12 protein-coding genes are annotated in these 12778 nt (G+C 55.5%); 7 read left to right on the forward strand and 5 right to left on the reverse strand.

Annotation, left to right across the window (positions count from 1 at the left end; genetic code table 11):
• The first annotated feature begins 22 nt into the window (after nucleotides 1-22).
• Genes ccmA through N9C89_RS05720 form a run of 5 tightly spaced genes read left to right on the forward strand, consistent with a single transcriptional unit; the run spans nucleotide 23 to nucleotide 2782 of the window.
• A complete protein-coding gene (gene ccmA / locus N9C89_RS05700; protein WP_263952871.1) occupies nucleotides 23-652 on the forward strand; it encodes a heme ABC exporter ATP-binding protein CcmA in 630 nt (209 codons plus the stop codon).
• Entirely contained in the window at nucleotides 649-1305 is a 657-nt protein-coding gene (gene ccmB / locus N9C89_RS05705) for a heme exporter protein CcmB (protein ID WP_263952872.1), read from the forward strand. Before ccmA ends, ccmB begins: the two co-directional genes overlap by 4 nt.
• Nucleotides 1306-1360: 55 nt before the next feature.
• Nucleotides 1361-2089, forward strand: a complete 729-nt coding sequence (locus N9C89_RS05710; protein WP_263952873.1) for a heme ABC transporter permease — start codon at nucleotides 1361-1363, stop codon at nucleotides 2087-2089.
• On the forward strand, nucleotides 2086-2253 hold the full coding sequence (gene ccmD, locus N9C89_RS05715) for a heme exporter protein CcmD (RefSeq protein WP_263952874.1): 168 nt from the start codon (nucleotides 2086-2088) through the stop codon (nucleotides 2251-2253). Before N9C89_RS05710 ends, ccmD begins: the two co-directional genes overlap by 4 nt.
• Nucleotides 2246-2782, forward strand: coding sequence for a DsbE family thiol:disulfide interchange protein (locus tag N9C89_RS05720; RefSeq protein WP_263952875.1), 537 nt, complete (start codon nucleotides 2246-2248; stop codon nucleotides 2780-2782). Before ccmD ends, N9C89_RS05720 begins: the two co-directional genes overlap by 8 nt.
• A 503-nt stretch (nucleotides 2783-3285) precedes the next feature.
• Here the strand turns inward: N9C89_RS05720 and acnA are convergent.
• Entirely contained in the window at nucleotides 3286-6030 is a 2745-nt protein-coding gene (acnA, locus tag N9C89_RS05725; protein WP_263952876.1) for an aconitate hydratase AcnA, read from the reverse strand.
• Between the two features lie 298 nt (nucleotides 6031-6328).
• Here acnA and N9C89_RS05730 point away from each other — a divergent pair, with 298 nt between their 5' ends.
• Nucleotides 6329-7054: a DUF1223 domain-containing protein gene (locus N9C89_RS05730; protein WP_263952877.1), complete on the forward strand. Its 726-nt coding sequence runs from the start codon at nucleotides 6329-6331 to the stop codon at nucleotides 7052-7054.
• A gap of 14 nt (nucleotides 7055-7068) precedes the next feature.
• Here the strand turns inward: N9C89_RS05730 and N9C89_RS05735 are convergent, their stop codons facing one another.
• The 3 genes from N9C89_RS05735 to purB all read right to left on the reverse strand — a co-directional run bounded on the left by N9C89_RS05735 (nucleotide 7069) and on the right by purB (nucleotide 10899).
• Nucleotides 7069-7941 (reverse strand): lysophospholipid acyltransferase family protein, encoded by an 873-nt coding sequence (locus N9C89_RS05735; RefSeq protein ID WP_263952878.1) that lies wholly within the window; start codon nucleotides 7939-7941, stop codon nucleotides 7069-7071.
• Between the two features lie 260 nt (nucleotides 7942-8201).
• On the reverse strand, nucleotides 8202-9404 hold the full coding sequence (locus N9C89_RS05740) for a flagellar motor switch protein FliG (RefSeq protein WP_263952879.1): 1203 nt from the start codon (nucleotides 9402-9404) through the stop codon (nucleotides 8202-8204).
• A gap of 187 nt (nucleotides 9405-9591) precedes the next feature.
• Nucleotides 9592-10899 carry an adenylosuccinate lyase gene (gene purB, locus N9C89_RS05745; RefSeq protein ID WP_263952880.1) on the reverse strand — a complete coding sequence of 436 codons (1308 nt, stop codon included), beginning with the start codon at nucleotides 10897-10899 and terminating at the stop codon, nucleotides 9592-9594.
• A 105-nt stretch (nucleotides 10900-11004) separates the two neighbouring features.
• On the opposite strand from purB, the gene N9C89_RS05750 reads away from it, so the two are divergent.
• A complete protein-coding gene (locus N9C89_RS05750) occupies nucleotides 11005-11439 on the forward strand; it encodes a DUF6314 family protein (RefSeq protein WP_263952881.1) in 435 nt (144 codons plus the stop codon).
• Here N9C89_RS05750 and N9C89_RS05755 read toward each other — a convergent pair.
• A complete protein-coding gene (locus tag N9C89_RS05755; RefSeq protein ID WP_263952882.1) occupies nucleotides 11436-12671 on the reverse strand; it encodes a bifunctional alpha/beta hydrolase/OsmC family protein in 1236 nt (411 codons plus the stop codon). The genes N9C89_RS05750 and N9C89_RS05755 overlap by 4 nt on opposite strands.
• Between the last annotated feature and the right edge of the window lie 107 nt (nucleotides 12672-12778).

Below are 12778 nucleotides of genomic sequence, written 5' to 3' on the forward strand. Positions count from 1 at the left end.
CGCGATAGGATACCCAACCCCCATGACACTTGAGGTTCAGTCAGTAGCAGTGCAGCGCGGCAGCGTTCCGGTTTTGGCGGGCGTTGATTTTGCGCTGCCCGCTGGCGAAGCTCTGTTTTTGCGGGGTCCAAATGGCATTGGCAAAACCACGCTTCTACGCTGTATCGCAGGGCTGCAACCGCCTCTATCTGGCGTAGTGCGGATGGCCAATGGCGGAGCAGCAACAGATGAAATCGCCTATGCCTCCCACGCCGATGGGGTCAAACCCACGCTGACCGTGGCCGAAAACCTTAGCTTCTGGGCCAGTGTTTTTGGCGCAAGCGGCATTGATGCTGCCCTTGAGACCTTCGACCTTGTGGAGCTGCGCAACCGCGCTGCGCAAAACCTTTCTGCGGGGCAGAAGCGTCGTCTGGGCCTGGCGCGAATGCTGGTTACGGGGCGAAATATTTGGGCGATGGACGAACCAACCGTATCTCTTGATGCCGCTGCAACCGCCAATTTCGCCCGCGTAGTTCAAGATCATTTGGCGCGCGGTGGCTCTGCCTTGATTGCGACCCATATCGACCTCGGGTTCGACGCCAAAGTGCTTGACCTGACACCGTTCAAAGCCACCACAGAAAACGCGCCCGAATTTGACGAGGCCTTCTTATGATTGCCCTCTTGCTTCGCGATATTCGGCTTTCCATGCGCTCTGGCGGAGGGTTCGGGCTGGCGTTGGCGTTTTTCCTGATCGTGATTGTGCTTGTTCCTTTTGGGGTTGGGCCCGAGACTTCGGTGCTTGGCACCATTGCGCCAGGTATCCTTTGGGTCGGGGCGCTTCTGGCTTGCCTGCTGTCGCTTGATCGGATTTTTGCGCTGGACTACGACGATGGCTCGCTTGACCTGATGGCAACCTCGCCGCTGCCGCTTGAAGGCGTTGTGGTGGTTAAGGCGTTGGCCCATTGGATCACAACGGGCGTGCCGCTTACCTTAATTGCGCCTGTGCTGGCGCTTTTGCTGAACTTGCCGCAAGACGGCTATTTCTGGCTGCTCGTGACGCTCGCCATTGGTACGCCGGCGTTGTCGATCATCGGGACGTTCGGCGCTGCTCTCACTGTTGGCCTCAAGCGGGGCGGGCTGCTTCTCTCATTGCTCGTGCTGCCGATGTATGTGCCAACTCTCATTTTCGGCGCCGAAGCCCTGCGGCGGGGGATGCGTGGAATGGAGGCCGGTGTGCCGCTTCTATTCCTCGCGGCGATCTCTCTTGCGGCGCTTGCGTTGCTGCCACTGGCGGCGGCTGCGGCAATCCGTATCAACCTGCGCTAACACAAATCTGTGTAGGGTGATTGCGCAACAAACAAAGGCGAAATAAGGTCCGGCCATGTCACTTTGGGAATACGCAAATCCGCGCAAGTTTATGCACACATCCGGCGCCGTTCTGCCGTGGGTGATTGCGCTGGCCGTTGTCACGCTGGTTGTGGGTGTGATCTGGGGTTTTTTCTTTACGCCGGATGACTACCGCCAAGGCTCGACCGTCAAGATCATCTTTCTGCATGTGCCTTCTGCATTGATGGCGATTAACGCGTGGCTGATGATGCTGATCGCGAGCCTGATCTGGCTCGTCCGCCGCCACCACGTGAGCGCACTTGCCGCGAAGGCCGCTGCGCCTATCGGCATTGTCATGACAGTCATTGCGCTGCTGACGGGTGCGATCTGGGGGCAGCCGATGTGGGGCACGGCGTGGGAATGGGATCCTCGGCTAACGTCCTTCCTGATCCTGCTGTTGTTTTACCTCGGGTATGTGGCGCTCTGGGCGGCGATTGATAACCCCGATACAGCCGCAGACCTTACCTCTGTTCTGTGTCTCGTTGGCTCTGTCTTTGCGCTTCTGAGCCGCTATGCGGTGTTGTTCTGGAACCAGGGGCTCCACCAAGGGGCGAGCCTATCGCTTGACCGTCAGGAGAATGTGCACAACGCCTTTGCCCTGCCGCTTTATGTTTGCATGGCCGGATTTGTGGCGCTCTTTGTGAGCCTGCTCTTGATCCGAACCCGAACCGAAATCCGCAAGCGCCGGATGAACGCGCTTCTTGCACGGGAGCGCGCCGCATGATGCCTGAACTCGGGAAATATGTTGTCGAGGTTTTGCTCGCCTATGCAGTGACCGGCCTTTTGTTGGCGGGGCTTATTCTGTCGACGCTCTGGAGCAGCCGCCGCGTAAAGGCCCAGCTTCAAGACGTCGAAGGACGCAACAAGGATCAGAAGAAAAATGGCTAAATTTCCGGTTATTGCAGTATTGCCGCCGCTGATTTTCGCAGGGCTTGCCGCAACCTTTTACATTGGTATGCAGAAAGAAGACGCTGATGCGTTGCCCAGCACCCTGATTGGGAAGCCCGCCGCGCAATTAACCACAACGCCGATGCCGCAATCGCCTTCGTTTGATGGAGAGGATCTGGCTGCGTCCGGTGTGAAGCTGGTGAACTTCTGGGCGAGTTGGTGTGTACCGTGCCGAGCGGAGCATCCGCAGCTTGAGCAGCTTGCTGAAGAGGGCGTGACCCTTTATGGCGTAAACTACAAAGACAAACCCGAAGACGCAGAACGTTTCTTGGCCGAGCTTGGCAATCCATTCACTGCCCTTGGTGCTGATACAACCGGCGTAACGGCGCGGGATTGGGGCGTTTACGGCGTTCCGGAAACCTTTGTGGTAGACGGAGAGGGAAATGTGGTTCTACGGTTTGCGGGGCCAATTGATCCTACGGTTCTAGAAAGTAAGATCCGCCCTGCGATGGAAGAGGCCGCGAAGTAATTGCTCCGCTGCTTTGGCCCCAAAGCGCCACATTTTTTCGTAGTTATAGAGCGCTGCATTCCGCGCGTGATTGCTGCGCTGTAAACCCAATTTGAACGCTGCCGTATTTCAGACGATTGAAAACTCATCAGAAATTGCCCGCGCTTGCGCGAGGCGACTGAATGCCGACCACCAAATTATGTGAAGTTAAGGCTATATCGCTTCAAACGTCGGGACTCCGAGCGTGGGTTGAAGCGCAGGTAGATTTAAGAAGTGTTAGAGCGGCCAACTACCGACAAGGGCCAACAAAACAAAAGCAGCAAGTTCAAAAGAAGGTGCCATTAAATAATCTCACTCGTACTGGTTACATGACTAGGCTAACGAAATTCGGTTAACAGTTCTACAACGCCACAGTCTTGCCACATTATTTTCACAGAAATACACTGTTTCCATATTCAAGGCAATGCATATGATAAGCGCCCCATCTGTAGGTTGGGGCGCTTTATTCTTTTTATATCAATGATTTATGATTTTGCGAGGTTGCGCAGAACATAGTGAAGAACACCACCGTGCTCGATGTATTCAACCTCGATTGCGGTGTCGATTCTGCATTTTAGGGTGATGTTTTTCACAGTTCCGTCAGCCATCGTGATCTCGCAGGGCACATCTTGGAGCGGTTCGACCGAATCCAGACCCATGATCGAAACAGATTCGTCACCTGTAAGGCCGAGTGATTTTCGGGTGTCGCCACCGGTAAATTCAAACGGAATCACACCCATACCAACGAGGTTGGACCGGTGGATACGTTCAAAACTCTCGGCAATGACCGCCTTCACCCCAAGCAGAGCCGTCCCTTTGGCCGCCCAATCGCGGGAAGAGCCGGCGCCATATTGTTCGCCACCGAAAATCACCAGTGGGGTGTCGGACGTTTGATAGGCCATAGCGGCATCGAAGATAGATGTTTGTTGCCCGTCTGGCCCTTTGGTGTAGCCGCCTTCAACGCCGTCGAGCATCTCGTTCTTGATGCGGATGTTGGCAAATGTGCCGCGCATCATGACCTCGTGGTTGCCGCGCCGCGATCCATAGGAGTTGAACTCGCGGACAGGAACCTGATGGTTAGTGAGATATTGCCCAGCGGGCGTTGTTTCCTTGAAGGAACCAGCAGGAGAAATGTGGTCTGTGGTGATCATATCGCCAAGCACCGCGAGTACGCGAGCGTCTTTGATATTTGTGATCTCGCTTGGATCTTTGCTCATCCCTTGGAAGTAGGGTGGATTCTGAATATAGGTTGACGCCGCAGGCCAATCATAGGTGAGGCTATCTGTGGTATTTACCGAACGCCATTTATCATCCCCTTTGAAAACATCGGCGTATTTGCTTTGGAAGGCCTCACGCGTGACGGTTCTTTCAACCAGTTCGGCGATTTCCTGTGTGCTCGGCCAAATATCTTTGAGGAACACGTCGTTTCCGTCTTTGTCTTGGCCAATCGGTTCGGTGGTCAGGTCGATATTCATATCACCTGTAAGCGCATAGGCCACGACCAAAGGCGGAGAGGCGAGGTAATTGGCGCGCACGTCCGGCGAGATGCGCCCTTCGAAATTTCGGTTGCCCGACAGCACAGACGTCGCAATGAGATCGCCTTCGGCAATCGCGTCGCTCAGTTCCTTTTGGATGGGGCCGGAGTTTCCGATGCAGGTGGTGCACCCATAGCCAACAAGGTTAAAGCCGATGGCGTCCAAATCTTCCTGCAAACCTGCGGCCTCAAGATAGGCGGAAACAACCTGCGACCCTGGTGCGAGCGAGGTTTTAACCCATGGTTTACGGTTTAGGCCAAGCGCACGCGCTTTGCGCGCCACCAAGCCAGCGCCAATCATCACATATGGGTTTGAAGTGTTGGTACAGGATGTAATTGAGGCAATTACGATTGATCCGTCCCGTAAACTGTAATCTTCTCCTTTAACGGCATGCGATTTGCGCGGATCGGTTGGCGCGGTTGGCGCAGGGCCTTCCGAGGCCATTTCGGCAGCGGCGGGTTCGGCGTCAACACCCCGATATTCGCTCACAACTTTCAGAAAGGCATCTGAGGCTAGATCAAGCGGAGTATGATCTTGTGGTCGCTTCGGACCGGAAATCGCAGGGACGACTGTGCTCATATCCAATTGAAGCGTATCAGTATAAATGGGCGCGTAATCTGCACCGCGCCATAGACCATTCTCTTTTGCATAGGCTTCGACAAGCGCAATTCGGTCTTCATCGCGACCTGTCGTGCGCAGGTAGCGCAGAGTTTCGTTGTCAATCGGGAAGAAGCCACAGGTCGCGCCATATTCTGGAGCCATATTGGCGATCGTTGCGCGATCTGCGAGGGGTAGGCGGTCAAGTCCCGCGCCATAGAACTCGACAAATTTGCCGACAACGCCTTTTTCGCGGAGCATTTCCACAACCTTGAGAACAAGGTCGGTGCCCGTTGTGCCTTCGACCATTTCGCCTGTCAGCTCAAAGCCGACAACCTCGGGAATGAGCATAGAAATTGGCTGTCCGAGCATCGCGGCTTCTGCTTCGATGCCGCCAACACCCCAACCCAGAACCGCAAGGCCATTCACCATTGTCGTGTGGCTGTCTGTGCCGACGAGCGTGTCTGGATAGGCAACTTCTTCGCCGTTTTGGTCCGTGTCGCTCCATACGGTTTGAGCGAGGTATTCGAGGTTCACCTGATGACAGATACCAGTGCCAGGAGGCACAACGCGGAAGTTGTCAAACGCCGACTGGCCCCACTTGAGGAAGGTATAGCGCTCCATATTGCGCTCGTATTCGCGGTCCACGTTCATCTGGAACGCGCGCGGATTGCCGAACTCGTCGATCATAACCGAATGGTCAATCACGAGGTCCACGGGGTTGAGCGGGTTGATTTTTTCTGCATCACCACCGAGGGCAACGATCCCGTCGCGCATCGCCGCAAGGTCAACCACGGCCGGAACGCCGGTGAAATCCTGCATCAACACGCGGGCAGGGCGATAAGCAATCTCGCGCGGGTTCTTGCCGCCGTTCGCGCCCCATTCCGCGAAGGCTTTTATGTCGTCCAAAGTAACAGTCTTGCCGTCTTCAAAGCGGAGCATGTTTTCAAGCACCACCTTGAGCGCAGCGGGAAGCTTGGAAAAATCGCCAAGTCCGGCTTCGGTCGCGGCGGGAATGGAGTAATAGGAAATGGATTTACCACCCGCGCTAAGCATTTTACGGGTTTTGGCGGTATCGTGTCCGACTGTAATGGGCATATTGGCCTCCCTTTTGAAATAACAGGGTATCGCTAGCGCAATTTCTGAAGCAATCCGCAGTGTTTATCAAGGTGGCGCCACAGATAGCTGCGATTTCACACGCGCATTTGATCAGCCTTCTTGGCGGGAGGAACGAACAGCGTGCGTCGCGGAAATGCACGGCTTCTGTTACTGCGCATTCTTTACGCATTCTGAAACGAATACGTGTTCTTATTATTGCGAGTGCTCTCGAATGGTTGATTAGGGTTTTGCGAGGTGATTGTCTAAAACGGGGGGAATGGGGATCAAAGGACGAGTAATGGAAGATTCGCTGAATAAGCGACTCGGTAAGGCGTTGCGCATGGGCATTGCGGCGCTTGGAGTTGCATTTGTACCGTTTACGTATACGAGCGCCGCTGCCGATCCAGTTGTGGTTGAGCTTTATACCTCACAAGGGTGTTCATCCTGTCCTCCTGCGGATGAGATGTTGTCGCATTTGGCAACGCGCTATGATGTGATCGCGCTTGGTTTGCATGTGGATTATTGGGACTACATCGGTTGGGCCGATGAATTTGCCAAGCCAGAGTTTACCGACCGCCAGCGCGGATATGCCCGCGCGAAAGGGGAGCGGATGATTTACACACCGCAGATGGTCATCGGCGGGCTTGATCATGTGATCGGCAGTAAACCCGCAGAGGTCGAAGCTGCGATCAAAGCTCATAAAAAACAGAAATCGCCAGTTCAGATGACCGCAACGCGCAATGGCAACATGCTCGAGATCAAGGCTACGTCTGCGAAGCCCGAGAAGATGACTGTGCAGGTTGCAGTCTATGCGCCGTCGCAAACTGTGAATATCAAACGCGGTGAAAACGCGGGCCGCAGCATCACCTATGCCAATGTGGTCACCGATTGGGTGAAGGTGAAGGAGTGGAGCGGCACTGACGCGTTAAGCTCTAAGGTGCAGCTGAACACGGAAAATCCGGTTGCTGTCATCGTTCAGCAAGGCAGCCATGGGCCAATCCTTGCCGCTGCTAAGGTGAAGTAAGTCCCGCGCGGCGCTTAGGATTTAAAGCGCCAGCGCGTGTGCCCCCAGAGCCATTGCCCCAAATTCTCGCGCACATGTTTCTCAAGGCTATCGTTGAGCATTTGAGTCATTTCGAGCGGCTCGGAGTGCGGGATAGGCGGGTCGATGATGATATCGAAATCCAGCCCGCCGTTTTTGCGGACACCGTAAACCGGGATCAGCAAGGCATTGTATTTCAACGCCATTTCAGCGGCGGAGACAGCAGTTTTTGCACGCTTTCCCATGAACTTCAGCTTTGCGCCTTTTGACATATGCTGATCGTTCAGGATCGCGATTGTGTTGCCTTGCCGCAGGAATTTCAGCATTTGAGCCAGACCTTTACGGCCACGGCCAAAGAGGGGCGCATTGTTTTCCTCAAGACGGCGGGCATAGTACGGATTGAAGAATTCGTTGTTGGTCGGGCGGTAAAGCGCGCCAACGGCAACGCCTTCAACGCCAAGTTTGGCGCGAATGGCATCGTAATTGCCGAAATGCCCCGAAACGAGAATAACAGGGCGCTTGTTTTCCACCGCTTCGCGAAGGTCTTCGACGCCGCCGCCCTGCATCGGAATATCCGCCACAAACTTGCGGAAGTCCTTGCCGGAGAAGTTCTCGCAAATCGTGCGGCCCACGTTGCGGGAAACCTCGGTTGCGATTGGCTTCATCTCTTCAGGAGACATGTCAGGGAAGATATAGCCGAGGTTACGTTTGATGGCATTCGGCCAGCCGACCATCGGAGCAATAACATGTGCTGTGATCCACCCAACGACATTCCGGCGGGTGTTGAAAGGCAAAATTCTCGTACCCTCGATGATAATCAAGAACACGATGTACTGAATGAAATATGATGCCTTTTTCCAGAATGACATTGCGGCTCCTTAAGCGGCTCTGGGCCGTGTTCGACAGCAGACATATGCGCTCTTGCGTTAACCCTCAAGAGGATTTGACGTAACGGTCATGACTTGTCTGTGGGCATGTTGCCGAAAAAGGGATTGTGCATGAATTGGTTGATGGTTTGGTGCCACGCTTGTGGATGAACAAGGCTGCGAAATGCGTAAAAGGGCAGAGCTTTGAGTAAACTCTCCGTTGTTTGATCTACTCACCTAAAACGCGTCGGCTCCTTCCAACACTATGCGTCATCCATTCGAAGCGAAATTTCACCAGTGGATTCAAGACGGCGCACCATGGCAACGACCTTGGCTTGGGCGGCTTCGCCATCTGCTTCGCCGACCTCGCCGCGCTCACCGATCTCTTCGTTAAGCGAAGCGGCCAAACGCTTTGACATGTTTTGCATGATATAATCGACAGCGGCCTCTTCGCCGGTTTGTCTGGCGTAGCCAAGCGCGGTCACGAGGTCCGCTTGATCCAGCCCACGGATGATCTTGGGCATGTCGCCTTCGTAAATACGCTGCGGGATGTTGGCGAATGTGAATATGGCCTTGCGGACGCGGGCGGCGAAGTCGCTGTCGTCTTGCTCCAATCCGTCCAGAACCTCATCGCGGCGGCGGGATTGTGAGAAGTTTAAGATCGCACCGACGCGGTCCACCGGATCATCATCAAAAGCCACAGGAGGTTGGTTGTTAAGCTGTTGTGCGAGCGAAATCCCAATGCGGCGCACGGCTTCGGGTGTGACGGATTTGGTAAGCGACACGGCATAAGCAATGCGCCGTGCTCGCGCTCCCGGGATTAGGCCAAGCAGTTCCGCAGCGCGGGACACGTCGAGCTTGGAGAGCATAACGGCGCAAACTTCGATACTTTCGTTGCGCATGGCGTCGAGCAGAATTTCAGTCGGTAGATCGACGATTTTCTCCCACGGATCGCCATAGAAAACACCGCCAGCCTCACGGCGGAGCCGCGTGACCATGGAAGGCGACAAACTGTTTTCAAGAATTTTGAGCGCGCCATCTAACCCGCCCGGGAAGAACATGCCGACATTGTCGATCTCGGAAATGAATTCCTCAACCACGGCCACCATCGTCTCTTGTGTGATGCTCTTGAGGCTCCCCATGCTGCGGGTTAGACTGTGTTGCAGGTCCTCGGGGAAATCGGAAATTGGCAAATCCGCGCCGTCGGCCAGCAAAACCCGCACGATGATAGCGGCTTTCTGTCCACGTGAAAGGCTCGCCAAGATTGCGGTTTGGTCCGGGCTTGGAAAATCTGATTGCGAGAAACTGGCTCTGTGCCCGTTTCCGGCCTCTGCCTGCGCGGGTGGGGACATTGGCGATGACAGCGGCGTTGCCATGGGGATGTTATCCGCAGGCGAAGGAAGGTCCGGCGGCAGGTCAAGTGGCGGTGTGCCAAGATCATCAAGAGAGGCCAATTCTGTACTCACGTAGGTCTCCATTCAGGATGTGAGCAGGTTGGCATGTCTTGTCTTAAGGCAGCGTTAAAATCACCCCGACAAAAATAGGCAACCACTCAATTTTGATGAAAACTGTCAGTAGAAATTTCCATATCCGAGCTTTGAATGAAAAAGGGGGCCGTTAAGCCCCCTCAATTCGCATAGATTTCCGTTTGGATCAGGACTCGCCAAAGACCCGCTTAAAGATCGTGTCAACGTGTTTGGTGTGATAGCCGATGTCGAACTTCTCTTCGATTTCTTCGGGCGACAGCGCTTTCAGCACGTCCTCATCCTGAAGCAATTCGGTTTTGAAATCCTTGCCTTCTTCCCACACGCGCATCGCGTTACGCTGCACAAGCTTGTAGCTGTCCTCACGGCTTACGCCCGCTTGGGTCAGGGCAAGAAGTACGCGTTGGCTCATCACGAGGCCACGGAATTTGTTCATGTTTGCCAGCATGTTATCTGGGTAGATCACCAATTTGTCGACAACCATAGTCAGGCGCGCAAGCGCGAAGTCGAGGGTGATTGTGGTGTCTGGCCCGATGTTGCGCTCAACCGAAGAGTGGCTGATGTCGCGCTCGTGCCAGAGGGCAACGTTTTCCATCGCAGGCACTACCGACATCCGCACAAGGCGGGCAAGGCCCGTTAGGTTTTCGGTCAGCACAGGGTTGCGCTTGTGGGGCATCGCGGAGGAGCCTTTTTGACCCTTGGAGAAGAACTCTTCGGCCTCAAGAACTTCGGTGCGCTGCATGTGGCGGATTTCGGTTGCGATATTCTCGATCGAGCTGCCGACAACGCCGAGTGCGGCAAAGAATGCGGCGTGGCGGTCGCGTGGAATAACCTGTGTGCTGATCGGCTCGGGCTTGAGGCCAAGCTCTTTGCAAACATGTTCTTCGACGGCTGGGTTGATGTTGGCGAATGTGCCGACCGCGCCAGAAATCGCGCCAGTTGCGATTTCTTCGCGAGCGGTTTTGAGACGGGCGAGGTTGCGGTCCATCTCGGCGTAGAAGCGCGCGAAGGTGAGGCCCATGGTTGTTGGCTCGGCGTGGATGCCGTGGGAGCGGCCGATGCGGACTGTCATTTTGTGCTCAAGCGCGCGGCGTTTGAGGGCGGCCAGTAGTTTTTCGACATCGGCAATCAGAATATCAGCAGCGCGGACAAGCTGGACGTTGAAACAGGTGTCCAGAACGTCGGAACTTGTCATGCCTTGGTGAACAAAGCGAGCCTCGTCGCTGCCCACATGTTCGGCGAGATGTGTGAGGAAAGCGATGACGTCGTGCTTGGTGACGGCTTCGATTTCGTCAATGCGGGCCACGTCGAATTCAACATCCTTGGCTTTCCAGACGGCCTCGGCATTTTCGCGCGGGATCACACCCAGATCAGCTTGGGCGTCACAGGCGTGGGCTTCGATCTCGTACCAAATTTTGAACTTGGTTTCAGGAGACCAGATAGCAACCATTTCGGGGCGGGAATAACGTGGGATCATGGGGTAGCCTTTTTTCGTAAACAGACATGGCAGAGGCGCGCGGCTTCTCTTAGACTGCATGGGCTTTGGCGGCAAGAGAGCGCGCCGGATAACAGGGGAAATGGCGTGGGTTTTTCGCTTAAATTGGCGGATTTTGCGGGTGTTTGGCAGATTGACCGTGAGATTCGCGGATTTGACGGCAAATTGCACGGTGAGTTTAGCGGGCAAGCCGTGTTCTCGGAGGTATCGAGCGGGCTGTCTTATGTTGAGGCAGGCACTCTATTAAGCAACGGAACGCGGATGCAGGCAGAGCGCCGCTATCTTTGGCGGGGTGCGCCGCAGGAGAGGAAAATCGATGTGCGTTTTGACGATGGCCGCGCCTTTCACGAGATTGATCTTGCCACGCCCGAACATGCGCCGCAGGCACGGCATTTCTGTGATCCGGACACTTATGTTGTGACCTATGATTTTCGTAACTGGCCAGAATGGGTGGCCCGTTGGCGGGTTACGGGACCGCGCAAATCTTATGTGATGGTGAGCCGCTATAGCCGCGCCGATTAGTTATCGGTTTTGACTTCGGCAAGAACGGTTTCGATAACAGATGTGCGTTCAAGCGTTTGATGCACGGGGCAGCGATCTGCGATCTCAAGCAGGCGGGCGGATTGCTCCGGCGCGAGCGGCCCCTCGAGGGTAATGCGGCGCGTAAAGCGGTCGATCTTTTCGGTGCTGGTGTTGCAGGTTGTTGCGTCTTGGGCATGGACCTTGTTGTGAGTCACATCCACATAAACAGAGGCAAGCGGCCATTTCTTGCGGCGCGCAAACATCCGCAAAGTCATCGACGTACACGCGCCAAGCGCCGCACTGAGCAAACCATAGGGTGACATGCCTTTGTTGGTGCCGCCATAGGCGAGCGGCTCGTCGGCTGTGATGTGGTGATGCGGCCCTGCGGAAATGTCTTGCAAGAATCCGTCGTGGTCGGCCTCGGTGACGCGCACAACGCCTTCGGGCGCGCCGATGGGCGGGGCAGGTGGTGATAGGTCAATATAGCGTCCTGCCCATGTCGCGATCATCTCTGCGGCATATTCGGCGTCGGCCGCATCGGTGAGCATGTGATCGGCTGTGTCGAGCGTTATGAAGCTTTTGGGATGGCGAGCGGCCATGAAAATTTCAGCAGCGTTGTCGATGCTGACGATTTCGTCGCGCGGGGCATGAAGCACAAGAAGCGCGGCTTTCAGGTCTTTAAGAGTCGGCAGGAGCGCAGGGCCCTTGAGGTCTTGCAGGAATGCTTCGCCCACGTTGACAGGAACGCCGCCGAGTGAAACTTGAGCAGAGCCGTTGCGCTCGATTTCCTCCAGAGCGGGGCCGAACAAATGCGTCACATGCGCTGGATCAGCAGGCGCGCCAAGTGTCGCGATCGCGCGGATGTCTGGAAGTTCTTGGGCCGCGCGCAACACCGCCGCTCCGCCAAGCGAATGGCCGATGAGCATGGAGGCTGGCATTCCGAGAGACTCCATATAGGCCGCCGCCGCCACGAGGTCTTGGGCGTTGCTGGTGAAACTTGTTTGGTCGAATGACCCTTCAGAGCCAAATAACCCAGTAAAATCAAACCGGAGCACCGCGATCCCCATGGATGCGAGCCGTGACGAAATGCGTTTGGCGGAGCGGATGTCTTTGCCGCAAGAGAAGCAATGCGCAAAAATTGCGGTGGCCAAATGCGGCCCTTCCGGCGTGTCGAGCCGTGCCGCGAGGCTTGAGCCATCATGGCCGGCGAACCGGTGGGTTTCAATTGGCATAGGCGCTCCTTTGGGTCGGTCGACCTAGGGTGCAGGGTTGTTAACGCTAGGGCAAGAGGCGTGGCGGCGAAGTCACGGCTTGGTGATCTTTGGTGGGTGCATCGAGC

The sequence above is a fragment of the Halocynthiibacter sp. SDUM655004 genome, assembly GCF_026015885.1.
Taxonomy (GTDB): Bacteria; Pseudomonadota; Alphaproteobacteria; order Rhodobacterales; family Rhodobacteraceae; genus Falsihalocynthiibacter; species Falsihalocynthiibacter halioticoli.

Coding starts and splice junctions, on each gene's coding strand:
- ccmA (WP_263952871.1), top strand. CDS start 23: ATGACACTTGAGGTTCAGTCAGTAGCAGTGCAGCGCGGCAGCGTTCCG.
- ccmB (WP_263952872.1), top strand. CDS start 649: ATGATTGCCCTCTTGCTTCGCGATATTCGGCTTTCCATGCGCTCTGGC.
- N9C89_RS05710 (WP_263952873.1), top strand. CDS start 1,361: ATGTCACTTTGGGAATACGCAAATCCGCGCAAGTTTATGCACACATCC.
- ccmD (WP_263952874.1), top strand. CDS start 2,086: ATGATGCCTGAACTCGGGAAATATGTTGTCGAGGTTTTGCTCGCCTAT.
- N9C89_RS05720 (WP_263952875.1), top strand. CDS start 2,246: ATGGCTAAATTTCCGGTTATTGCAGTATTGCCGCCGCTGATTTTCGCA.
- acnA (WP_263952876.1), bottom strand. CDS start 6,030: ATGCCCATTACAGTCGGACACGATACCGCCAAAACCCGTAAAATGCTT.
- N9C89_RS05730 (WP_263952877.1), top strand. CDS start 6,329: ATGGAAGATTCGCTGAATAAGCGACTCGGTAAGGCGTTGCGCATGGGC.
- N9C89_RS05735 (WP_263952878.1), bottom strand. CDS start 7,941: ATGTCATTCTGGAAAAAGGCATCATATTTCATTCAGTACATCGTGTTC.
- purB (WP_263952880.1), bottom strand. CDS start 10,899: ATGATCCCACGTTATTCCCGCCCCGAAATGGTTGCTATCTGGTCTCCT.
- N9C89_RS05755 (WP_263952882.1), bottom strand. CDS start 12,671: ATGCCAATTGAAACCCACCGGTTCGCCGGCCATGATGGCTCAAGCCTC.